Raw genomic sequence first — 23,652 nt, forward strand, 5'->3', positions numbered from 1 at the left:
GGTATATCAGTCTAGAGCGCAAGCGAACGTTTTCGCGGCGCCTTCCCGGGCCCCGCGATCCTCAACCTGCGACTGCGGAGGCCACCCAGTCCCGGAACTCCCCGATGTGGTGCTCGCTGGGAACCAGCACGCCACCCGAGGCGTAGGCGCGTGAGGACATCGCCGGCTGGCAGCGCTCGCAGGCGTCGAAGTCCTGCTGGTTGACCCGGTGGAACAACTCCACCGACCGGGAGAGGTCGACTCCGCTGTCGATGACCTCCTGCGTGTAGAGCCAGTCGCACTCGACGATCGTCCGGTCCACGGCCACCGGGTACATCCGGTGGAAGATCACGTGGTCCGGGACGAGGTTGATGAACACCTGCGGGTTGATGGTGATCGCGTAGTAGCGCCGGTCGTGGTCCTCGTCGACTCCGGAGAGGGTTCCGAACCCGCCCTGGCCGTCGACGGTGAAACCGGTGACCTCCTCGCCGAACTCCGCCCCGTGTCCCACGAAGTACTGCGCGGCGTACCCGTCAGCGAACTCAGGCAGCACTTCGGTCAGCTCGGGGTGGATCGTGGCGCAGTGGTAGCACTCCATGAAGTTCTCGACGATGAGCTTCCAGTTCGCCTTCACGTCGTAAGTGATCCGCTTGCCGACCACGAGTTCATCGATCCCCCAGCGGTCGATGGCGGAGGGATCACCCATCCTCGCCGTGACCGCCTCCTGCACGGCGTCCTCGAACGAAGGAGGCTCGTCGGCGAGGCAGACCCAGACAGTCCCGAGCCACTCTCTCGAGGTGACGCCGATCAGGCCGTACTCGTCGCGGTTGACGTCGTTCATGGAATTCAGGTTCGGTGCGGCGATGAGCGAACCATCGAGACCGTAGGTCCACGCGTGGTACGGGCACTGCAGGGACTTGCGCACCGACCCGGCTTCCTCGGTGCACAATCGCGCACCGCGGTGACGGCAGACGTTGAGGAAGGCTCTCAGCGCACCGTCGCGACCGCGCACGATCAGAACGCTCTCCCCACCGACGTCGACGTTGCGGAAACTGCCCGGCGACGGCATGTCACTGCTGCGGGCCGCGGCGAACCAGTTGCTCTGGAAGATCCGCGACTTCTCGAGCTCGAAGACCGCGGTGTCGGTGTAGTGCGACCCCGGCAGCGTCGGGATCAGGCTGGACGTGGATTCCGGCTTCTCCTGGCCGGGGGCTTCTACGGAGCTCACGAGTGGGTCCTTTCCTCCTACTGCGACGCGGCTACGAGCAGTAGGCGCGATTTCCGACGGGGTGAGGGCGCGTGGAGCAGGCGAGCCCGCTCCACGCCCGAGAGCCACAGCGCCGGCGGGACGAGGGGGTTGCGCGCGAGTGCGTTCACCGCGCGACCGGCAGATTCCCGACCAGCTGGCGGCGCCACCTCCCGAACGAGCGGGCGCGATCGATCCCGAGAACCCCTTCCGGGTTCCCGTCTTGATCGCGGTAGAGCACGAGGAAGTCGAGCGATTCGAGGCTTCCCTCGATCACTTCGGTCTTGGAGCCCTCGGTGCGGCGGCCGGCGAACTGGATCTTGTGGCCGTACTGGTCCGACCAGAAGTACGGCACCTCGTGATGCGCCGGCGGTACGTAGTTCCGGCCGAGGAGGGCCGACACCGCGACGACGGGCTGCTGCAGAGCATTGGTCCAGTGCTCCATGCGGCGTGGCGCACCGAGGAAGTTCCGGTGGGAGTTGGCGCAGTCCCCCACCGCGACGACGCCGGGGACGTTGGTCAGGCCTCGCGCGTCGGTCACAACACCGTCATCGAGGTCGACGCCGGACCCGCGCAGCCATTCCACGCACGGTTCCGCGCCGATCCCGACCACCACCACGTCGGCGGGCAGTTCGCGACCGTCGGACAAGCGGACGGCCGTCACCTGCTCGCGCCCGACCAGTTCGGCGAGAGTGGCGCCGGTGTGCAGCCGCACTCCCTTCGTGGCGTGCAGACCGGCGCAGACCTCGCCCATCTCCGCCCCGAGCGCCTTCAGCAGCGGCACGGGCGCGGCTTCGACGACATCGACTTCCACGCCCAAGCCCAGCGCCGTCGAGGCGATTTCGGAGCCGATGAACCCCGCCCCGATCACGACCAGGCGAGTCCCGACGACCAGCTCGTCGCGCAGCGCCCGTGCGTCGTCGAGCGTGCGAAGCGTGTGGACGCCCTTCGGCAGGTTCCACGGGAGGTTCTTGGCCCGGGCGCCGGTCGCCAGCACCACGCCGTCGGCCACGATCCGCTCGCCGTCGTCGAGCACAACCGCCCCGTCGCCGGCGTCTAGAGCAGCCGCCGGGTTCCCGAGGCGCCACTCCGCGCGCAGCTCGTCGTCCTCGGGCGTCGCCAGTTCCAGGTCCTCTTCCGACACCGTCCCGGCCAAGAAGTCCTTCGACAGAGGCGGGCGATCGTAAGGCGCGTGGGCCTCGTCGCCGACCACGACGATGCGCCCCTCGAACCCCTGATCGCGCAAGGACCGAGTCGCGGACAACCCGGCGAGGGAAGCCCCGACAACGGCAATGGTCTTCATCAACGAGCCCCTTCGCCAAGCACTCCGGCAACCTCCGCACCGGCGTCCGCGCCCACTTCGATCGTTTCGCGCACGTACACCTGCCCGTCGTCGACGACCACCTCGTGCGTTCGCACGGGTTTCCGCGCGGGCGGCCCGCTGGGCTTCCCAGTGCGGAGGTCGAAGCAGGCGGCGTGCAAGGGGCACTCGACCGCGCAGTCCTCGAGCCAACCGTCCGAAAGCGACGCATCCTGGTGGGTGCACGTGTCGTCGATCGCGTAGAAGGTGCCGTCCGCGTTGAAGACCGCGATTGCCACGCTGCCCTGCACACGTACAGACTCTCCAACCGGGATGTCGGCCGCCGCGCCAACTAAGATCATCGTTGCTCCTGTTGCTGATTGCGGAACACGACGTGTGATTCGCAACAGAGCATCCGACACTGACCGTTTCCCGTCAATTAACCGACCCCAAATCAACCCGCGCTGGTTTCGGAGTTGCAAGATGCACAACAAGAGCGAGGCCGTAGGGACCGCCGAGCCCCGGACCGCCACCCAGGCCGTCGAACGAGCTCTGTCCTTGCTCGTCCTCCTGGGGCAACGCGGCCCCTCCGGCGTCACCGAGCTGGCACGCGAACTGGGCGTGCACAAGTCGACCGCGTCCCGCCTGATGACCACCATGGAGAAGTTCCGGTTCGTCGAACAGGTGGGTTCGCGCGGCAAGTTCCAGCTCGGTTTCGGCATCGTCCGACTCGCCGGCACCACCGCGGCACAGCTGGACATCGCGAGGGAGGGAAAACCGATCTGCACCCGGCTGGCCTCCGAACTGCGCGGGATCGTGAGCATCAGCGTCCTCGACGCCGGAGGTGCCACCACCGTCGCTCAGGAGCCGAGCACGGAGCGGAACTGGATCGGGCTCCGACTACCGCTGCACGCGACTGCGAGCGGGAAGGTGCTGTTGGCGAACTTCGGCTTCGAACAGCTCGAGGAGGCCCTGCGGCAACCGCTGCCCCGCTTCACCGAGCGCACCATCGTTTCGCGCGGGGCCCTGACCGCCGACCTCAACCGGGTGCGCGACCGCGGTTGGGCGACCGCGTGCGGGGAGTTCGAGGCCGAGCTCCACTCCGTCGCGGTCCCGGTGCTGAGGCCCGGCGGGCGCGTGGCCGGAGCGCTGAGCGTCACCGCCGACAGCGAGCACCTCCGCGCGGCCGATTTCCCGGCTTTAGCGCGAGTTCTCGGCGAGGCGGCCGAGGAGATCCTCGAACGCTTGCAGCAGCTCGCGGGCCCGTAGCTGCACCAAGAACCTTGACACCCAAGACATATCTATTATCGTTCAGCGATATATCAGCCGTGCACCCCGAAGGTGATCATGCGTCGACCTCCTCGTAAGTCCCGCTCGGACGTCCTGTTGAACGGACTGGCAGGGTGAACGGCACGCCCGTGCCACCGGGGGCGGGCGGCAAGCCGGCAATCGAGGACGCGCAGACGATTCGTCGCGCGACAACGGCTGCGGCCTTGAGCAACATCGCCACGTGGTACGACTTCGGCACCTATTCCTACATCGCCCTCGCCCTCGATCAGGTCTTCTTCCCCAATGCCGGCGAGTGGGCACCGGTGTTCACCCTGGGCACCTTCGCGGCCGCGTTCGTGGTCCGCCCGCTCGGCGGGATCATCCTCGGACCGCTGGGGGACCGCTTCGGCCGGACCAGAGTCCTGTCCGCCACGATCTTCCTCATGACGCTGGCGACCGCGCTGCTCGGACTCGTTCCCAGCTACGGCGCGATCGGCATCGCAGCGCCGCTGATCGTGCTGTTCATCCGCATGCTGCAGGGCTTTTCGGTGGGTGGCGAGTACATCGGAGCCCTGACCCTCGTAGCCGAGTACGCCCCGGACCGCCGGCGCGGCTCCCTCGGGAGCCTGCTCGAGTTCGGCACGCTCATCGGGTACATGCTCGGCGCTGGTCTCACCTCGATCCTGGTGGCCGCACTGCCGGAAGACGATCTGCTGGCGTGGGGTTGGCGGCTTCCCTTCATGCTCGCCCTCCCGCTGGGCATCATCGGGCTCTACCTCAGGATGGACCTCGAGGAGACCCCGGCGTTCCGGCAGCAGATGGAGCGTTCGCCGGCGATGACCACCATGGCACTGCGACGCGTGTTCCAGATCCTCGCCAAGCACTACCGCTCCGCGGTTCTGATCGCAGGTGGACTGATCGTCGCCTGGAACGTCACCAACTACGTGCTGACGAACTACGTGCCGACCTACCTGACGACCACCCTGCCCGGACACGGCGAGAGCGGAACCAGCGGGGCCATGTCGGCCACGCTGCAGGTCGCCGTCATGCTCGCGATGCTGATCGCCATCGTCTTCGTCGGCAAGCTCAGCGACCGGATAGGCAGGAAACCCATCCTGCTCACCGGCAGCGCGTCGCTCATCCTGTTCGGCCTTCCTTCTGTGTGGCTGCTGCGGACGGGCCTTCCCGGTCAGGTCGCCGGCTTGCTGATCATGGGTTTCGCCCTGCTCTGCTTCGCAGCGGTGACCCCGTCCACCCTGCCGACGCTCTTCCCGACGTTCATCCGCTACGGCAGCCTCGCCATCATCTTCAACGTCTTCGTGTCAGCATTCGCCGGGACGGCACCCACAGTCATCGGAGTCGCGGTCACCACGACGGGCAACCTCGACTGGCCCGGCTACTACCTCATCGGAGCAGGAGCGGTCGGGCTGGCGAGCACCCTCTTCCTCGAAGAACCGGCTGGAAGGCCCCTGACCGGAGCCGCACCACTCACCTCGAGCGCGGACCTGCCCACTCCCCCGCTCTCCGACGACGGCGTGCCCATGGAGAACCCATCGAAGGACCGGCCGGAGTGACCAGACGCCAGCCCCAGCAATCGAGCGAATCCTCGCTCCCCAGGGCATCGGCAGAGGCACTCATTTCGTCACCGTGACAGATCACGTTCCTGCGGGGGGGCTCGCCGAATCGGTCTCGATCGTCCGTGTCGACTCAGGACAGAGGTCGGGGTCGCCCGGAGCGCCGCGCTCTGTGCGGCACTCCGGGCGACGTTCGTGCTCGACCGCGTGACCAGCTCGGGATCGAAGACGATCTCATCGGGATACGCGGCGTTGTCGCGGGCCTGACTCAGTAACAGCGTGACGGTCGTCCGTGCGACGGCACCAATCGGCTGCCGCGCCGTGGTCAACGGTGGATGCACCATCGACATGAACGTCGAATCGTTGAAGCCGACCACGGGCACATCCCGCGGCACATCGATTTCCGAACGCTGAGCACAGCGGATCACGCCCAACGCCATCAAGTCGCTGCCACATGCGATCCCGGGTGACGCCGCGTCCGCGCAGCTGCGCACCGACCATCTGGCCACCTTCCACACTGCACAACTCCGAAGAGCGGAGCATCTCGGGCTACCTGGGTCCCTGGGGGGAATCCTTCAGCAGTGCCTTGATGGCGAAGACATCACTGTAGTTCGAGTGGCTGTCGCGTGTGTCCTTGTACAGCGCGTTGTCCGTGAAGTGACTCATGTTCACCGCACGTCGGTCGTTGACGAGCTCGAACCGATAGGTCCTTCCTGCGGTCAGCTGCGCCTTCGCGTAGGTGGAACCCCTGACATTCGACCAGCTACCGGTGTGCGGCATGGCGATGACGTCCTCGGTGACGAGTTCGCCGGTGGCGTCGTCGTGAACGCGCAACAGCTTCATGCCGCTCGTCACGCCGGTGTTGATGGGTCCACCAACGGCCGCGTCGACCTGCAGTAGGTGCTCGCCGCTGGCCTTGGGTGTGATCCGGGTGGTGAGCTTGTCGCCCGGTTCCGTTCCCCATCCGGCGTAGTACACGCCGTTCTCGTTGCTGGTCCTGGTCCCACCAATGGCTTCGAACTGCTCGCCGGTGGACTCGTTGACGCGGTCGCCGTCCGGTCCCCAGTAGCAGACCGGCTTGGCGTGCTGGGAGCTGTTACCGCTGGAGGTGTAGGTCAACCGCACGCTGTAACAATGCGAGACCGAACCTCCGTCGGAAGTCGGATCGATCCACTCCTGCTCACCGGCGGTGACCGGAACGCCTTCGGCGATCACGGCGCCGTCGCGCATGACGTCCATGGTGACCTTGGCCGGATCCTCGTTCCCGGTGCCGACGGAGAGTTTCAGCTGGCCACCTTCGGGCCGGACAGCGCGCACTTCCGGCGTGGTGGGCCCGTACAAGGCCTCCTTGGACGACAGATCGACCGGTGCCGGCGCCGGGACGCTCGGCTGCGGTTCGCCCAGCTCCACGATGAGCGTGGAGGTGCCGTCGTGCAGCATGTCCTCGGTGATCGCCGTGCCCGCGGGGATCTGCTCGCCGTTGAGCGTCATCGACCGCACCGTGTAGGCCCCGGTCGGCGCCCCTCCCTCCGGGAGCTCCAGAGCCATGTCGATCTTGTGGCCGCGGTAGTCGATTCCCTTGAGCTCGGCGCGGCTTCCGCTGAAGTACTCGTGCCGAACTTGGGCCGGGAGGAACGGTGTGACGTGGAGGCCGTCCTCCTTCGCGTCGATGCCGAAGAGGCTCTGCTGCACCATCGACATCATCCCGGCCACGCTCCACGTCTGGCGGTCCGAGTTGAGGGCCGTTTCGGTGGTGCCGTTGAGCAGGTTGATGTTCTCCTTGTTCGTTCCGAACAGCGCGGCTCCCCTGACCAGCGACCGCGCCTGGGCGTGGGCCACGCCGTCGTTGCCGGTCTGCGCGGCGGCCCGCATCAGGTAGGCGGTCACGAACGGCCAGATGCCGTTGTTGTGATACGGCTCAACTCCCTGCTGCTGCGGCCAGAGCACGGACGGGCCGAACTCGGTCTGCGGATAGTTGCGGACCGCCTGCTCTGCCTGCTCGGGGCTGGCGACCCCGGTGAGCACCGCGAGCGAGGTACCCAGAGCGTCGTAACGGTTCACCGGAGAGGTGTCCAGCTCGGTGGACAGCATCTGGGAGAACTGGCCCTTCTCGGGCAGCCAGAACTTCGCCCGAATCGCTTCCATCAGTTCGTCGGCCCAACTGCGGTACTTGGCGGCCGCGCCCTGGTCGCCGACGCCGGCCGCGAGGCGGGACGCGGCGTCGATGGCCGCCCAGTGGGTGATGTTGGTCGACAACGATCGGGACGTCGCGATGGTCGCCACGTCGTCCTTGGTCCAGTCCGCGTAGCTCTGCTCGCGCCAGTCCAGGAAGGAGTGCTCGCCGAGGTAGAGGCCGTCGACCGGGTCGAAGACCACCTTGCGGTCGTGCTCGACGGTGTTGCGGATGGCGTCGAACGCCCTGGCTGCGAACGCCTCGCGCTCGCCATCGGGCAACCAGTCCAGGATTTCACTGGCTCCCAGCGCCCACACGACCCGGTCGCTGGAGTTCGGGTAGCTGCCGCCGGTGCCGGTGTCCTGGATGATCTGGGTGTCCCCGGAGCCGTCGCGACGGTCGCTCAACTTGAAATCGAGCGTGTTGCGCATGCGCAGAGCATCGGCGGCTGTGAGGCCGAGATCGGCCGAGTACGAGACATCTCGGGTCCAGACGTAGGTCCAGAGCTTGCCGGTGATGAAGCAGCCACCGGGACAAGGGACGGGCTCACCGTTGTTGTACGAGCCATCGGTGATCTGGTCGGCCTCGTTGCGCTCCGCCTCGTGATGAGCCAGGGCGTAGAGCCCGTCGAGCAGGGCCGATCCCGAACGCAACGTCGGCTTTCCCGCAACCTCGCTGAACTCGCGCTCGCCTGCGACCGAGCTGACGAGCCGGTAGGTCCGCAGGCAGTCATCACCGACCGACGTCACCGTGATCGTCGCGGACCCCGTGCGGTCCTGGAAGTGGCCAGGAACCGGCATCGCGCCACAGGCGTCGGCTTCCACCGGAGCCGCTGCGGCTGGCTGCACAGTGGACAACATCGCAACCGTCAATGCCACGGAAGCGGCTGTCCTCAGCGCAATCCCTGCTCGGCGCTGATGTGGTCTCGCCTCTGCACGTCTCAGGGCAGTCACGTACACCTCCGGGGATGTTCGGATCGGGTCGGGCAGCGCTCCAGGAACAGGGCTGTGCTGTTCCGACGCCCGTATCTCAAGCCAGGCACTGCTGCCGACCGGGCGTGATGCGGCAGCAGTGCGCGCGACTGCTCGGTGAGTTACTGGGTCAGGATCTTGTATTCCCAGGGTCGGAGCTCGAAGGTGTGCTCCCGTTCGAGATCGACGCTGGAACCGGCGGAGTGGTCCTGGTATTCGTTTTCGTAGTCACCGACGTCGACCGTTGCCGTGGCGGGGTCGCGGGACAGGTTCGCGACGACGATCACGCGACTCCCATCCTTCTCGCGCACGAAGGACAGCACGTTCTCATCGGAGGACTTGAGGAAGTCGGCTCGTCCGCCCGCAGCGCCGTTCCACAGTGCCGGGTTGTCCTTCTTGAGGGTCACCAGTCCCTCGTAGAAGTCCTGCATGGACAGGTCGTCCCAGGCGATCTGGTCCTTTTCGAAGAACTCCAGCCGCTTGTCCAGTCCGGCTTCCTGTCCCGAGTAGATCAGCGGCATACCTGGCGCGAGGAAGGTCAGCGCGGCCATCGTCTTCTCCGCGTCGCCGAAGAGCTCGCGGGTGGTGCCGTTCCAGGAGTTCTCGTCGTGGTTCGACGTGAACTGCATCGGGTAGGCGTGGTCCGGGTAGGTCCTCTGCACCCATTCCACGTACCCCTGCAGATCACGCGCCTTCTGCTTCCCCTGAGCGATCTGGTGCATGGTGTGGAACATCGTCCACCCGTAGTTCGCCTGGAACTCGTTCCCCAGCAGGTGGGTCTTCTCCTCGTTCTCAGCGAGCAGGTATGTCGGCTTGATCTCGTCGAGCGCCGCCCGCACGTCGGGCCAGAAGTCGTCGGGCACGCCGGTGACGTAGTCCATCCGATATCCGTCGATGTCGGCCTCGCGGACCCAGAAGCGCATCGCGTCGATCAGCGCGGCGCGCATGTCGGGGTTGTTCCAGTTCAACTGGGCGACGTCAGTCCAGTCCGTTCCAGCGGGAGGAGTCAGGTTTCCCCCGTCGTCGCGCACGTACCAGTCCGGCTGCTGCTCGGTCCACGGGTGGTCGTGGGCGGTGTGGTTGGGCACGAAGTCGAGCATCACCTTGAACCCCATGCCGTGCGCCTTCGCGACCAGCGCCTTGAAGTCCTCCATGGTGCCGAACTCGGGGTTGACCGCCTGGTAGTCGCGTACCGAGTAGTAGGAACCGAGCGTTCCCTTGCGGTTCTTCTCGCCGATTGGATGGATCGGCATGAACCACAGGATGTCGACGCCCAAGTCCTTCAGCCGCGGCAGGTGCTCCTCGAAGGCCTTGAAGGTGCCTTCTTCGGTGTACTGCCGGACGTTGACCTCGTAGATGACGGCGTTCTTGGACCATTCCAGGCCATTGCTCGGCGGAGCGGCCGAAGCTGCGGAGGGAAGAGCCAGGGCCAAGAGCACTGCCATGATGAGCGCTCTGACAGGTCGTCGTGTTGATCTGACCATGTCTTGACAACACCATCCTTCACTTCTTCGACGGAACTGCGAGGTTCCAGCGGCGTGGCCCAGACGCGACGAGTCGGCCGCCGTCGCTCCCACGCGCTGGTGGCAGAACGGCAGCGCGCGACGGACACGAGTCATGCGGGAGGTCGTTCGGTGACACCGTCGGTACGCGTGCACGCTGTGACGTTCGCTGGTGGCTTGAGACGACCTGGTGCTCGAAGTAGCTTCCGCGCACCGTCCGCACGAATCACAGGAATTCGGCGCACGAACCCAGCACGACGTGATCGAACACCGCGGTGAGCCGATCAGGTCGCGCGGACTCGGGGTCGTGGGCGGCATAGGTGCTCGCGGCTGTCAAAGTCGCTGCGAAGCAACGAATAGCGCGCGAGACCGGTGCGAGTGGTTCGGGATCGATGCAGAGCTGCGCGCCTGAGCTTCATCCGGTCTCCTTCGATCCGACTTCGCGCGGGCCGGCGTCGTAGCGGCCGCGACGACCCGGGCGGGGTAACGCAGGCCGTGGGCAGTGCCGGGCCGACTGAAACGGTCAGCGCCAGTACGAGGTGGATTGGCCGCGCGGCATCGTGAGCGGTTCGCGCTCCTCCGGATGCCCGCGCTCTCACTCTGATCCTTCATCAATGCAGTGCTCGTGCTGAACTTAAGCGGGTGCACGGTCGAAGTCAAGAGCGATGTCCGCAAACTGTTGCGAACCCATGCAGCATTGCGCGCACCGGAGCCACTGCTCAGCAGGTGTTTTGACGCTTGCGCCAGCTGACTGGACGCACCTTTTGCCGACATCTCGCAAAACTTTGCAACTTGTGCAGATCAAGATCTGCTGTGCCCGGCAGCCTCGAACGACGTCTCAACCGGGCTTGGGCAAGCGTTCGCGCGCTGATGGCGGCGGGGTTTCTGCCTGCCTCGCAGCCTGCTGGATCGCGGTCCGCTCAACGCAACACGGCACCCCGGAGGGGACCCCGCCGTCGTGCGTTCCGGACCCACGATCCAGCCCACACGCTGGCGCGCTGCGCGCGCTGGCCCGCATCACCCCGGAACGCGGCTTCGTGCGGCCACATGTCGGTCACGAGCGTCAGGTGCCACGCGCGGGACGGGTCAGTGGAAACGGCAACGTGTCCCGAATCGGTCGACCGGTGAGCAACATCAGCAGGCGGTCCACTCCCAGCCCGAGTCCGCCGGTGGGCGGCATGGCGAATTCCAACGAGCGCAAGAAGTCCTCGTCCAACTCCATCGCCTCCGGATCACCACCGGCCGCCTGCAACGACTGTTCGGTCAAACGGCGGCGCTGCTCGATGGGATCGACGAGTTCGGAGTACGCGGTTCCGATCTCCACGCCGAAAGCGACCAGGTCCCAACGTTCGGCCAACCTCGGGTCGTGGCGGTGCGGGCGGGTCAGCGGAGAGACATCGACCGGAAAATCGGTGTAGAAGGTCGGGCGCGTCGTGCGGTGCTCGACCAAGCGCTCGTAGAGCTCGACCACGAACGCGCCACGTGGCCAGTCCGGATCGCAGGAGACATGCGTCCGCTCGCACAACGACCGCAAGTGTTCCACCGGGGTCTCCGGGGTGATCTCCTCCCCCAACGCCAAGGACAACGCCTCGTGCACAGTGATCACCGGCCAGCTTCCGGAGAGGTCGATCTCCTCGGCGTGATCGCCGGTACCCTGCCGCCGAGCTACCGGCGCCCCGTGCACAGCAGTGGCCGCAGCCTGGACCAGCTGTTCGCACAGCTGCCGCATCACCGCGTAATCGGCGTGGGCCTGGTATGCCTCCAGCATCGTGAATTCCGGGTTGTGCCGGGCCGAAACCCCCTCGTTGCGGAACGTGCGTCCGAGTTCGAAGACCCGTTCCACCCCGCCCACGCACAGCCGCTTCAGGTAGAGCTCCGGGGCGATGCGCAAGTACAGCGGCATGTCGTAGGCGTTGATGTGAGTCCGGAACGGCTGCGCAGAGGCACCACCGTGCACGGGTTGGAGGATCGGCGTCTCGACTTCCAGGAACCGCTGGCCGGTCAGCGTCGAGCGCAACGCCTGCAAGGCGGCCGAGCGGGCCCGCAACATGTCCCGGGCGTCGGTACCGACGATGAGGTCCACCGAGCGTGCTCGGGATCGGGTCTCGGGATCGGTGAGACCGGCATGCTTGTCCGGCAGGGGACGCAGGCATTTGGAGGCCAAGGTCCAGTCATCGGCCAACACCGTGGTCTCGCCGTGACGAGTGGTGATGACCTCCCCCTGCACCGAGACCTGGTCGCCGATGTCGATCTCGTCCTTCCAAGCTCGCCACCGAGCAGTACCCGTGTCGGAGGTGGTGAACATGGTCTGCAGGTGCCCGGACCAATCGCGCAAGGTGGCGAAGCACAACCGCCCGTGGTCGCGCATCAACACGACTCGGCCGGTGACCGCGGTGCGTTCGCCGGTGCGGGTATCCGGTGGGGTTCCGGCATACCGGTCGGCGATCTCCGCGCAGGAATCGGTGCGCGGGACCTGCGCCGGGTACGGATCGCCCCCGGCTTCCCGGATCTTGGCGACAGTGTCCAGGCGAACCCGCATCTGTTCGGGGACCGATCGCCGACGGGGCTCCTGCTCGTGCGGCTCGGTGACCGGCATCCGGTCCTCACCTGGTGCGGCCGTGGCAGGGGTGGCGGCGCCAGTCGAACCGAGCAGGGGTACGAACCCCTCGGCCGCCGCCGAGGCGAACCCGACGCGGGCCAGATCGCGCCGATCGCCGAAACCGATGAACCGAGGCACCCAGTCGGGCTGGTACTTGGCGTTCGAACGGTACAACGACTCCAACTGCCACCAACGCGAGAAGAACAGCAGGATCCCGCGCCAGGACCGCAGCACCGGACCCGCGCCCAACCGGGCGCCCCCCTCGAACACCTCCCGGAAGACCGCGAAGTTCAGCGAGAGCCGCTGGAGACCCGCAGGCGTCGCACCCCGCACATGCCCTCCCGAGCGCGCCAGGGAGGTGATCATCAACTCCACCAGCCCGTTGTCGCTCCCGGGCGCTCGGCGCATGGCTTCCAAGGAGAGGCCGGTGCGTCCCCACGGCACGAGGGACAGCATCGCGCACACTTCACCGTCGGTGTTCACGGCTTCGACCAGCACGCATCCGCCATCGGCCGGGTCGCCCCACCGGCCCAACGCCATCGAGAAGCCGCGTTCGGTGTCGCTGCCCCGCCACTGAACAGCACGGCGGGCAACCTCGGCCATCTCCTCCGCCGAGATCTCCTCCTGCTTGCGGATCCGCGCCCGGTATCCGGCGCGATGCAACCGGTTGACCGCCTGGCGCACCGGCCGCATCTCGCGGCCTTCCAGGTTGAAGGTGGACAAGTCCAGAACCGCTTCGTCGCCCAACCGAAGGATCTTCAAGCCGGCTCGCGCGTAGGCGCGGGCACCGCGCTCGCCGGCGCCGATCACGGCCGGCCGCCAGGCGTAATCCCGGCACATCCCCAGCCATCGCTCGATCGCCGGTCCCCACGCTTCGGGGTCACCGAGCGGGTCACCGCTGGCCAAGCAGACGCCTGCGACCACGCGATAACTGATGGCGCCCTTGCCGCTGCTCGAGAAGAGCACCGCTTTGTCCCGCCGCGTTGCGAAGTACCCCAACGAGTCGACCTCGCCATGATCGGCCAACAACTCCCTCACGCGGCGCTCGTCGGCAGCAGGCAGAACCGAGGCGGTGCGTTGGGAACGGAAGAGCACCGCCAGCGTGGCGAACAGCGTGGCCATCCCGAACGTGCCGAGCACGAGGTTCACCCAGCCCGGAGCTTCTCCGGTACGGGTGATGTCCAGGGTCACCGCACCTCCCAGGACTCGTTCGACCGTCCAGCTGAACTGGTCAGCGGGGTCGTGCAACGAGCCTGGGAACACGCTGACCAACCCGTAGCCCAGCATGATGAACACCGCGACGAGTCCGGCGAACGTCACCAGCGCCTTGGGCACGCTGGCACGCTGCACCCGTCCGTAGAACTGCCGCGAGGCAAACCCCAGCACCACCATCGCGGTCGTGGTGAGCACCACGTTCGCACCCAGCGACCACCGCAAACTGCTCGGCAGCACCTGCTCGACGAAATCCGACTCCCACGGGAGCGCCAGGACGATCAGCAGCACCAGCCCCGACAGGAGGAGTTGCAAAGCCAGCACCAGCAGCAGGATCCAGTAGGCGATGCGCTTGCGGCGTCCTAACGCCCCTGCCAACACCAGCAGGAAGGCCGCATATCCGAGGTTGGCAGGAGCGGGGAACAGCACCAGGTCGATGAACTCGCGCACCGGCTGCATCCCGCTTCGGAACGCCGCTCCGACAGCAGCCAAGGCGCACAGGGCCGCGATGCACACCAACGTCCCGGCCACGATCCGTGGGACTCGAGCCGTCCAGGCCGGCTCAGCCGCAGGCACCCACTCGCTCGGCGACCGGCCCGCCGATGCTGCCCGACCCATCCGTACCTCCTCCGCTTAAGCTGGCGTGCAGTGGACGATCGATGCTGACCTCCTGACCCTAGGACAGTTCATGCTGGCCGACTCCGATGCCCGGGTTGCGGCCCGGTGGGAGCCACGTGTAATCGCGGGGTGCTGCGTGTGCGCCGCTGTGCTCTACAGCCTGTGGCTGCTGGGACCGTGGATCAATCCGGACCTGGACGCGCTCAACGGCTACGTCAGCGAATTCGCCGCCCGTGACCAGCCGGGAAGCCGGCTCTTCCGCATCGGTGACGGTCTCGCCGGGTTGCTGGCCGCCGCAGCTGCCGTGGCCGGGATCCGGTGCAGCGGCGGCGGGGTCGTGGGGTGGAGCGGTCTGCTGGTCTTCGGCGTCGCCACCGGACTGGACGGAGCGCTGACCCCGATGACGTGCGCGAGCTTCGTGGACTCGGGATGCGCGGTGCGCGAGCTCGTGGGAGCGCTCCCCGCCACCCACACGCTGCACGAGATGACCAGTTCCGTCGCGGCGCTGGGCGTGCTCGTGGCCATGGGCGGACTGGCCAGGGCCGGTATCGGGCCGCCCGCACGCTGGGGCTGGGCGTGGTGTTCGGTGACCGGGCTGGCAACGGTGGTGACGCTGGTAGCACTATGGATGGGCACGGGGGCCGGGGTGACGCAACGAGCGCAGCTCAGCCTTGTCGCGACGTGGCTGATCGCATTGGCCGTCGACCACGCCCAGCGAACGCGACCCGCGGGTGGTTGACGATGCCTGAAGCGCCCACGGTTCTGCTGACCTCGGGAATGGCCGGTGCCGCCTACGACTGGGAACCGGTCCTCACTGCGTTGTCGGCGCTGCATCGCGTGCATCGGCTGGAACGCCCCGGCCTCGACGGGTGCACTCCTCGACCGGGGTTGCCCAGCCTGCATGACGAGGCCGACCGACTCAGCGCCGCCGCGGACCGACACGGCGGTGCGGTGGTGGTCGCACATTCGGTGGCGGCGCTGCACGCCGAGGCGATGGGTCGACGGCATCCAGGCTCGCTGCGCGCGCTCGTGCTGCTGGACCCGAGTTGCGGCAGCGCTTCGCCGCACCCGGAGTGGTCGCTGCTAGCCGCAGAAGCGCTGGGTCGCCGTGCGGCCACCTGCATCGCACCGTTCGGACCAGCCATCTGGACGGTCGGTGCGCGCACACAAACGTCTCGACCGCTGCCACCGGCGGTGCGAGCGGCCGGACGTGCCCGATTCCGCTCACCGGCCGCGATCACCGCAGCATGGCAGGAATACCTCGCCTTCGAGCCGATGCTGCGAGACCTGGCCGTACTCCGGCAACGCACGACGTTTCCTCCCGTACCCGTGTGGATTCTCACCGCCGTCGGGGGGATGCGCGCGAACACGGCCGTGCGGTGGACGAGGTGCCACACCCGTCTGGCACGGCTCTTGGGAGGTCGCCACCGCCTGTTGCCCAACAGCCGGCACCAGTTGGCATGGGAATGTCCGGACGTGGTCGTGGAAACCATCGAGGCCGCGACGGGAAGTTGGAGATGAGGACCGGACTGGCGCTGGCGCTGGCAGTGGTCGCCCTGGTGGTCACCGGCTGCGCAGACCCGGCCAAGGCGATCTCGGCCGCCGGGTACCGCAACGCCGTGTCCCTGGGCGCTCGGGCGGAGCTGGCGCAGCGCGGCGTTCTGCTACGAGATCGCCCGGCTTGCCGCAGCACCGGTGCCGAGAACTCCCGCCTCGGCTCCGGCTTCACCGTCGAGTGCACGGCTTCGACACCGGACAACGCTGCGGTGACCGTGCATGGCGTGGTCACCGCAGCGGGCACCCCGGCCCAACGCGAGGACTACGTCATCCGGCTCGACGACAGGATGTTCCTGCACGTCGACTGCCTGGGCGCTGGCTGCCGGTGACGTCCGCCCGCTCGTTGCGGTCGATCACTTCCGCCGGACAGCGGCGTGCGCGATTCCGCGGCGTAGGCGTGCTCGGCGTCTGCCAGCACGGTCTGCCTCGGAACCACCGACGTGATGGTCTGCCGCGTAGGACAGGAGAATCCCGTTCAAATCCGAGCGCGTGGAGGCCTAGGGGACGGGCCGCAGTCCGCGACGGTCAACTGCGTGTGTCCGAGGTAGCTGCTGCTCACCAGGGTGATCGACTCTCCGACCCACCCCCGGCGCGGTCCGGGTTCCGTCCGCGGTGTCCCCTCAGGCGTTGACCAAGCCACCGTCGACCACCAGGTTCTGGCCCGTGACCGCCCGTGACCACGCAGAGGCGAAGAACAGAGCCGCGTCGGCGAACTCGCCGGGTGTCACGACACGACGCAACGGCGTGTTCGACGCGATCGCGTCGAACACCGCCTCGGGAGTGGCGGCGCTCGCGTCGGTAGTGCGCAGCAGCCCGCCCGAGACCATGTTGACCGTGATGCCATCCGGACCGAGATCGGCAGCGAGGGTGCGGGTCAGCGACAGCAGCGCCGCCTTCGCAGCCGTGTAGTCGTGATAAGGCACGACCGGATTCTGGAACAGATTGGTGCCGACATTGATGATCCGGCCACCACCGAGTTCCCGCATTCCCGGTAGAGCCGCCTGGGCGGTGTGCAGCGCACCGCGGACGCTGCCCTCGAATTGCCCGGCGAACTCACCCCACGTGATCGCGTCGGCGTGCGACCGAGCGTCGCCGTTGAACGCGAAGTCGGCAAGAGCGTTGTTGACCACCGTCGTCACCGGAGTCCCGAAACGCTTACGCGCCGTGGCGAACAGGGCATCGACCTGGGCTCGATCGGTGACGTCGGCCGCGACGGCGATCACCCGGTCGCCGAGCTCGGTGGCCAGCGCTTCCGCCCCCTCACGGCTGCGGCGATAGTCGATCACGACACGCGCACCCTGCCTCGCGAACGCACGCACCAACGCGGCGCCCAGTCCGCGTCCACCTCCGGTCACCACGACAAGCTGATCGGCGAAATCCATACCCCGCACGGTAGTGGTCAGAAGTCAGGCATCGACACGGCGGTACGCGTGGCACGCGAGCACCAGTGAGGGTCTTGCACTCGACTCCAGCCGGCCTGGCGCTGGAGCAACTCCCTGCGGGTGCCTCGTCCCCGGACAGGTGGGAGAGCAGCATCCGCTCGTTCTCCAGATCGGGCCGGGACCATCCGGTTGATGCAGATCGAGACCGGCATCGGGTTGGTGCACCCGACCACTCCCCGGTCCGCCACCGGGTTACCCAGCCGCGGTGACAAGCCGCGCACCGAAAGCACGGCGGGCCCCTCATGGCCACAGCCGGACTGGCATGCCTGCCGGTGTTCGCGGCTCTACCTCCCTTCCAGAGCCAGAACGTCGCGGGCTGGCCGTGTGCAGCGCGCGTGCGTGCACCGGCGACATGCGGCTGTTCCATGAGCGTCTCGTTGATGGAGGTACGGCTGGCACGTGCTGTGCGAGGACGCTCGGAGAGCTCCCCGTGCAGACCGTCACCGATTCGAACGCTCCGTCACATGTCGCGCCAGACGCCCACGCGCGGCGAACGCCTGAGATCACCCTGAGCGATGGGTCGGCACACGTCGTGCCCAGGCCGAACCGCAAGCGTCCCAGTCATTCCGCGGCCTGTGCAATGTTGCATTGCGTGCAACTCCGCGCAGTTGAGTAGGCACGGGCTTGAATGCTGAACAGTTCTCGGTACAGGCCGTTGGCTTGCATCAGTTCTTCGTGGGTGCCGGTCTCGGCGACGCGTCCTGAATCCATGACGACGATGCGGTGAGCGCGCCGGATGTTGGCCAGCCGGTGGGTGACGAGGACCGTTGTGCGATGCGCGTCGTCAAGGGATCCCTTGGTCGCGCGTTGCAAGCCGGCGAAGACTCGGGATTCGGCCTTCGCGTCGAGCGCGGCGGTCGGTTCGTCGGCGATCAACACCGCCGCGTGTTCGCGGAAGATCCCTCGCCCCACGCTGAGCCGTTGCCACGACCCGCCGGAGAGCTCGTGGCCTCCTCGGAACTGCCGCGACAGGATCGTGCCCGGACCTCGGGGGAGCTTGGCGAGGACTTCGTCGGCGCCGGACTCGCGCAACGAAGTCTCCCATGTGGCGCCGTAGGGCTCCGGCGCCGCGAGGTTTCCGATGCGGATGTTGGTGTCGGCGGTCATCGGCCACCGCGCAGGGTCCTGGTCGATCAGTGCGACCTGCTCGTACACGCTGCGGGCATCCGCGGTGGCCAGATCCACCTCGTCCCACAGCACTCTGCCCTCGGTTGGTGGATACAGTCCCGTGATGAGCTTTCCCAGCGTGGTCTTGCCGGATCCGTTCTCCCCGACCAGCGCCACGACCTCGCCGCGGTGGAAGGTCAGGTCAACCTCGACCAACGCCGGTTCGTCGGCGTCGGGATAGGTGAACGACACGTTCTCCAGCCGAATGGTCTCCGGGTTGCGGGGAGCGGGCACACCGGTCGCGGGCCTACGACGCCGCGCCGACTCGGCGAGCAGTTCGGTGTAGAACCGCAGGTAGAACGAGTGCTCGTAGAGGCGATTGACCGACACCATCGTGGTCGACAGCGAACTCGCCGCAGCCCGCATCGCGATGACGGCGGCTCCAGCGATGGCCAGTGGCATCGCCCCGGTGTAGAGGAGCACGCCGAGCACGCAGTAGGCCAGACCCGTGCCCGTGCCGGCCAAGGTGCGTCCGATCAACCGCGTCCAGGTCTGCCGGTGTTCGGCGCGGATCGCCTCCTCGGTAACCTGATCGGCGATGCGGCGGTGTTCGGCCAGCAACGGCTCCTGCAGGTTCAGCGCCGTGCGTTCCGTTCCCACATCGCGTGCGACCAGCAGGTTCTCCACGACGTGCAGCCGCAATCGGCGGGTCACCAGGCTCAGGAAGTTCACGTACCCCTGCTTCGCCGCACGCATCGACGCCCACGCCTCGGCCACCGTGGGCACCAGGAGCGCCGGCAACAACCACGGGTCGAGCAGCGCTGCCGTGATCAGCGCCGCCGCCAGCGACACCAGCGCCGAGGAGATCGAAGCGATGCTGCGCACGCTCGACTCCACGGCCTGAACACCTTGATAACCCCCCTGCCGGGCCAATTCCTGGAAGTCGGAATCCTCCCAAGCCAACAACTCCACCTCGGCGACCGCCGAGTTGAGCCGATCCTGAGCCGCGCGCCGCACCAACGGCATCAACACCCCTTGCACCGCCGACACAGCGCTGTCCAACAACCCGCGCAAGGCGAAAGCCGCCACCACAGCCGCTATCGCCGGCAGCGACGCCACCACCCGCTCCGGCGTGGGCCCTGCCGTCAGCAGTTGCGTCAACACCCCGGCCGTGGCGAACAGGCCGAACGCCGACGCACAGCCCGAAGCCAGCTGAACCACACCCGCCAGCACCGTCCGACCGGGCGAAGCCCGAAACGACAGCCCGACCACCAGCCTCGCCGCCATCGGCAGCTCGCGGACCGTCTCCCACACACCCGCGCCAGCGACCTTCTGATCCACCTCCGCCCACCGCGGCGGTTCCAGATCCTCAACACCGATCAGCGCCCCGTCCGCCGACGTGGCTGCGCGTCGGTGCCCGTTCCCGTTCCCGTTCCCCAGCATGCAACTCCATTCCCGGACTGCTCATCGGACTCGGAACACTGCCACTCCCTTTGCGGCAGAGCCGATCGACGCACGAGCGGCACTCGCTCCGACCCCAAGCGGCCGAAAGCTCCCGGTAGGGGCGTGGTGATCGACGGGACGAATTCCCATGCCCGTGCACCTCGTGATCGGCGCCTGCGGCCACAGTGCCGGACGACACCGACAATCGACCGTTCCGCCACAGAACCCTGACGAGAACGGGACACTTCCTCGCTGACTGACCACCGGCGCGTCTCCGTGGTGCTGGAAGTGCAGCGATGCCGGCCTGGTCGGATGCTGCGATCTCCAGTACCAGCTCGGCGAACGTCCTGGCACGAAGCCATCATCGCCGCTTAGGCAGCGTCCGCGAGGGTTTTCGGCACGGTAGACCGAAAGGTCCTCGATTCGCGCCGCGTGCCGGTTCCGTCGTCCGAGCCCTCATGCGGCGAGCACGGCGGTGAGCTCGAGCTCCTGCTCAGTGGTGAGGCACGTGGTGCCTGTTTTCGCCGTGGATGGACGTTTCCGCCTGTCATGTCCGATCAGCGGCCAGCCTCGGATACAGCCACGAGACCTGATGTTCCCCCGCCGCACCGAGCCAACGACACACCCGCATCGCATTTTCCACCAGAATCGCGTAAGGGTGCGGCTGAACGGTTGAGGTGATACCAGGCGGGCGGCGCCCGGAACTCTCGGTGGATCTGAACCGGTGTCACTGCCGATGTTCCAAGCGGTGGTCAGCCGCGGAGAACGCCGACGCCGCCGAGCACGTTGCCTCGAGCTGCTTCTTCGTCACTGACCGGCGCGTCTGGACGCCAGTGGGCTGCGGGCACCACACCCGGGTCGACCAGCGTGTAGCCCGGGAACAGTTCTGCAACCTCGTCGGCTGTGCGGATGTGCAGGTGGGGGGTCGATGTTCCTGCCAGCAGGGAACGCAGCGCAGCTACCTCGGTGTCGGTGCGCGACATCTGCGCGTTGTTCGAAACGGCCAGTGCGCTGCCCGGAACGCACGCGTCGCGGTAACGCTTGACCAGCGCTGCCCCGTCGGGGCTGGGCACGAGGTCGAGGATCCCGAACGCCAGGACCGCGACCGGCTTGGAGAAGTCCAGCAGCCCGGCCACGCCCGGGGATTGCAGCACCTCTTCGGCGTCGCAGACGTCGAGCTCGGTGACCGAGATCTGCGGATCCTCGCGCAGGAGGTGGCGAGCGTGGTGGCAGGCGATCGCCTCCCAATCGACGTAGGCCACCTTCGCCTGCGGGCAGTGCGCGCGGGCGATCTCGTGCACGTTGCCGACGGTGGGAACCCCGGATCCCAGGTCGAGGAACTGGTCGATACCGGCCTCGGTCGCCAGGTAGCGCACCGCGCGGCCGAGGAAGGCGCGGTTGGTGTAGCTGTAGTCCCGTTCGGTCGGTACGAGTTCGAGCGCTTGGTGGGCCGCCGCGCGGTCCACCTCGAAGTTGGCGGACCCGCCGAGGATGTAGTCGTACATGCGCGCGATGTTCGGCCTGGTGAGGTCCGCGTGCGAAACCTCTGCCGCCAACTCGACTTCCCTGGCCTCGTCGTTCATGGCGCCACCGTATCCGAACCCAGGGCGGATGATCACCCACTCAGCGTGATGGGCCGCGGCGGCGGCAACCACGCCTGCAAGCACGCGCGAGCACAGATCGATTGCGTGGCCGGGGCGCTGGGGAGATCGGTTGGGAGGACTACGTCGATCGTTGATCAGCCACGCGGTTCTCGGCGTGCCTGCCCTTCGCGAGGGATCCGGTCTGCTCGCCCCAGGCTTCGGCCATTCCCGGTACCCGAGCCGACTGCGTCCGGGACTCTTCGAGCCTTCCCGGTTCCGTCTTCCGGTGATGGTGAGCCGTCGGGGCTGCAGGCCCTCCCTCCGGGACGCCGGAAGCACTCCCCCACATGTTCTTCGAGCGCTGTGACTCCTCGGTATTGGCGGATCCCCTGGGTCGAGCGGCTGCTGGGCCGGTGGGTGCGGCGCCCGGCTGCCGCGAGCGCGGCGGAGCGGCGCGGCGAGCCCTGTGCTGATGTCGCGGTCGCCTGCGCTCCGCTCGGTGTTGTCCCCGATACCTACGGGGTGGGTAGATGCGTTCCACGTCCGCACGCTGCGCAACGCGCACAACATCGATTGGCCAAACTAAGGTCAATGACATGAGGGGTGTTGAAAACCTGCGGTCGCCGATGCAAAATAGGTCGCGTAGCTGGTGGTGAGGCGTGAAGCTGCGGAAGGAGGTGAGCCGGCAACTCCCCTCTTGTTCTTCCTGGTTGCGACGGTGGTGAGGCGGGCGGCTGGGTTCTCGTCATCGCCCGCCAGCCGCTTGACACCGTCCTGCTAACTCGTTCGCCACGCTGGAGAGGAGTGTTCGGAATGACCGCGGCATTCGATCCGCTGTTTCGTGATCTCAACCGGCTGGCCACCGAGGTGCTGGGCTCCAGTCGGGTGCCACAGGCGATGCCGATGGATGCGTACCGCGCCGGCGACCGCTACTTGGTCGAATTCGACCTTCCCGGTATCGACCCGGAGTCGCTGGAGGTCAGCGCGGAGAACAGCACGTTGACCGTGCGCGCCGAGCGCGTGGGCCGCTCGGGTGAGCAGGGCGGGAACGAGGTCAGCTATGTGGCCTCCGAACGCCCGCGGGGGACGTTCTCCCGGCAGCTCTCCCTCGGAGATGGGTTCGACCTGGAGAACATCAGCGCTGACTACACCGATGGGGTGCTCACCGTGACCTTGCCGGTGGCCGAGAAGGCCAAGCCCCGCCAGATCAAGGTCGGGCACGGAGGTAGCCGCAAGGTCATCGAGAGCTCCTCAGGGAGCTGAGCCCTCTTCGTCCCGTGCGCCCGGGCGTGGTGGCCACGTCCGGGCGCACTACACCGCGACAGGGTCCCCATGACCTTCGGAGGTCTCGACGACGCTGTTGGAGTGCGAGGAGTAGTGCACGCCTCGCCGCGTCCATGGCCGGGGCGGAGTTCCGGCACTGCTGGCCGGCGCCCGGCGGGACGCGACGGCGTTCTAGCTCCGGCTGTCCGGACTTCGTCGGTCGGTGTACTCGGCCAGCTGGTCCTCGAGGGTGATGATCCGGCAGGCTGCCGTCACCGGAGTGCCTTGATCGACCAACTCGCGTGCGCGAGCGGCACGCCGCAGCTGGCGGCGAGAATAGCGGCGGTGCCCGCCTTTCGAACGCTGCGGCGTGATGAGATCAGCCTCCTCAAGGGACCGCAGGAACGGCTGGGTCACCTCGAGCATCTCCGCCGCGCGCCCCATGGTGTACGCGGGGTAGTCCTCGTCGTCGAACTTCTCCTCGGCCCCAGGTCGCTTCTGACTCACCACCGCTCCCTCACCCTCGACATCCCCGGTGCACGGGGCGGCAAGAGGGATCACCACATCTTCGGTCGGTACCCTATAGGTTCGAAGTCAGCATGTCTACAGTAGCGACCGCAGGTTTGACTCGGTGAACGTTGGCGACACCCCCACCCACGGGCCGAGTGGATCGCTGGGTGCTTCCTGGATCATCCGGCGACGCCGATGAAGGTCTACCCGTGGGAGTGGTCGAGTTCGGTGCTGACGACCCTGTCCGTCTCGGCCGTGCGAACTGGATGGCCGTGCTCTTCGAAGAGCCCACGGCCAACGCTTC

17 protein-coding genes are annotated in these 23,652 nt (G+C 67.3%); 6 read left to right on the forward strand and 11 right to left on the reverse strand.

Features of this window, described 5'->3' with window-relative positions:
* Positions 1–61: 61 nt before the first annotated feature.
* The 3 genes from E1161_RS04645 to E1161_RS04655 form a co-directional block, all read right to left on the reverse strand.
* Positions 62–1,207 (reverse strand): aromatic ring-hydroxylating oxygenase subunit alpha, encoded by a 1,146-nt coding sequence (locus E1161_RS04645; protein WP_132619920.1) that lies wholly within the window; start codon positions 1,205–1,207, stop codon positions 62–64.
* Between the two features lie 145 nt (positions 1,208–1,352).
* Positions 1,353–2,528, reverse strand: coding sequence for an NAD(P)/FAD-dependent oxidoreductase (locus E1161_RS04650; protein WP_132619922.1), 1,176 nt, complete (start codon positions 2,526–2,528; stop codon positions 1,353–1,355).
* A complete protein-coding gene (locus tag E1161_RS04655; RefSeq protein ID WP_132620063.1) occupies positions 2,528–2,887 on the reverse strand; it encodes a bifunctional 3-phenylpropionate/cinnamic acid dioxygenase ferredoxin subunit in 360 nt (119 codons plus the stop codon). The genes E1161_RS04650 and E1161_RS04655 overlap by 1 nt, the downstream gene beginning before the upstream one ends.
* A 121-nt stretch (positions 2,888–3,008) precedes the next feature.
* Between E1161_RS04655 and E1161_RS04660 the strand changes: the two genes are divergently transcribed.
* On the forward strand, positions 3,009–3,794 hold the full coding sequence (locus E1161_RS04660) for an IclR family transcriptional regulator (RefSeq protein ID WP_132619924.1): 786 nt from the start codon (positions 3,009–3,011) through the stop codon (positions 3,792–3,794).
* Positions 3,795–3,928: 134 nt separating this feature from the next.
* A complete protein-coding gene (locus tag E1161_RS04665; RefSeq protein ID WP_132619926.1) occupies positions 3,929–5,368 on the forward strand; it encodes an MFS transporter in 1,440 nt (479 codons plus the stop codon).
* Positions 5,369–5,436: 68 nt separating this feature from the next.
* Here the strand turns inward: E1161_RS04665 and E1161_RS04670 are convergent, their stop codons facing one another.
* From E1161_RS04670 to lysX, 4 genes are all read right to left on the reverse strand, one after another.
* Complete coding sequence (locus E1161_RS04670; protein ID WP_165939686.1) at positions 5,437–5,886, reverse strand: substrate-binding domain-containing protein; 450 nt, start codon at positions 5,884–5,886, stop codon at positions 5,437–5,439.
* Between the two features lie 31 nt (positions 5,887–5,917).
* Positions 5,918–8,419 (reverse strand): MGH1-like glycoside hydrolase domain-containing protein, encoded by a 2,502-nt coding sequence (locus E1161_RS04675; protein WP_132619930.1) that lies wholly within the window; start codon positions 8,417–8,419, stop codon positions 5,918–5,920.
* Positions 8,420–8,634: 215 nt separating this feature from the next.
* Entirely contained in the window at positions 8,635–9,957 is a 1,323-nt protein-coding gene (locus E1161_RS04680; protein WP_207920099.1) for an alpha-amylase family glycosyl hydrolase, read from the reverse strand.
* Between the two features lie 1,120 nt (positions 9,958–11,077).
* Entirely contained in the window at positions 11,078–14,443 is a 3,366-nt protein-coding gene (lysX, locus tag E1161_RS04685; RefSeq protein ID WP_132619934.1) for a bifunctional lysylphosphatidylglycerol synthetase/lysine--tRNA ligase LysX, read from the reverse strand.
* A gap of 136 nt (positions 14,444–14,579) precedes the next feature.
* Here lysX and E1161_RS04690 point away from each other — a divergent pair, with 136 nt between their 5' ends.
* Genes E1161_RS04690 through E1161_RS04700 form a run of 3 tightly spaced genes read left to right on the forward strand, consistent with a single transcriptional unit; the run spans position 14,580 to position 16,329 of the window.
* Positions 14,580–15,182 (forward strand): DUF998 domain-containing protein, encoded by a 603-nt coding sequence (locus tag E1161_RS04690; RefSeq protein WP_165939687.1) that lies wholly within the window; start codon positions 14,580–14,582, stop codon positions 15,180–15,182.
* A gap of 2 nt (positions 15,183–15,184) precedes the next feature.
* Positions 15,185–15,964: an alpha/beta fold hydrolase gene (locus E1161_RS04695; protein ID WP_132619938.1), complete on the forward strand. Its 780-nt coding sequence runs from the start codon at positions 15,185–15,187 to the stop codon at positions 15,962–15,964.
* The gene (locus E1161_RS04700; protein ID WP_132619940.1) at positions 15,961–16,329 is read left to right on the forward strand and encodes a hypothetical protein; all 369 of its coding nucleotides are present in this window, start codon (positions 15,961–15,963) and stop codon (positions 16,327–16,329) included. Before E1161_RS04695 ends, E1161_RS04700 begins: the two co-directional genes overlap by 4 nt.
* A gap of 291 nt (positions 16,330–16,620) precedes the next feature.
* Here the strand turns inward: E1161_RS04700 and E1161_RS04705 are convergent, their stop codons facing one another.
* The 3 genes from E1161_RS04705 to E1161_RS04715 all read right to left on the reverse strand — a co-directional run bounded on the left by E1161_RS04705 (position 16,621) and on the right by E1161_RS04715 (position 21,575).
* Positions 16,621–17,382, reverse strand: a complete 762-nt coding sequence (locus E1161_RS04705) for a 3-oxoacyl-ACP reductase (protein ID WP_132619942.1) — start codon at positions 17,380–17,382, stop codon at positions 16,621–16,623.
* Between the two features lie 621 nt (positions 17,383–18,003).
* On the reverse strand, positions 18,004–19,890 hold the full coding sequence (locus E1161_RS04710; RefSeq protein ID WP_235874781.1) for an ABC transporter ATP-binding protein: 1,887 nt from the start codon (positions 19,888–19,890) through the stop codon (positions 18,004–18,006).
* An 854-nt stretch (positions 19,891–20,744) separates the two neighbouring features.
* Positions 20,745–21,575 carry an SAM-dependent methyltransferase gene (locus E1161_RS04715; RefSeq protein WP_132619946.1) on the reverse strand — a complete coding sequence of 277 codons (831 nt, stop codon included), beginning with the start codon at positions 21,573–21,575 and terminating at the stop codon, positions 20,745–20,747.
* Positions 21,576–22,388: 813 nt separating this feature from the next.
* Between E1161_RS04715 and E1161_RS04720 the strand changes: the two genes are divergently transcribed.
* A complete protein-coding gene (locus tag E1161_RS04720) occupies positions 22,389–22,838 on the forward strand; it encodes an Hsp20/alpha crystallin family protein (RefSeq protein WP_132619948.1) in 450 nt (149 codons plus the stop codon).
* A 192-nt stretch (positions 22,839–23,030) separates the two neighbouring features.
* Here the strand turns inward: E1161_RS04720 and E1161_RS04725 are convergent, their stop codons facing one another.
* The gene (locus tag E1161_RS04725) at positions 23,031–23,345 is read right to left on the reverse strand and encodes a MerR family transcriptional regulator (protein ID WP_235874782.1); all 315 of its coding nucleotides are present in this window, start codon (positions 23,343–23,345) and stop codon (positions 23,031–23,033) included.
* Positions 23,346–23,652 lie beyond the last annotated feature (307 nt).

Source organism: Saccharopolyspora aridisoli, assembly GCF_004348445.1.
Taxonomy (GTDB): Bacteria; Actinomycetota; Actinomycetes; order Mycobacteriales; family Pseudonocardiaceae; genus Saccharopolyspora; species Saccharopolyspora aridisoli.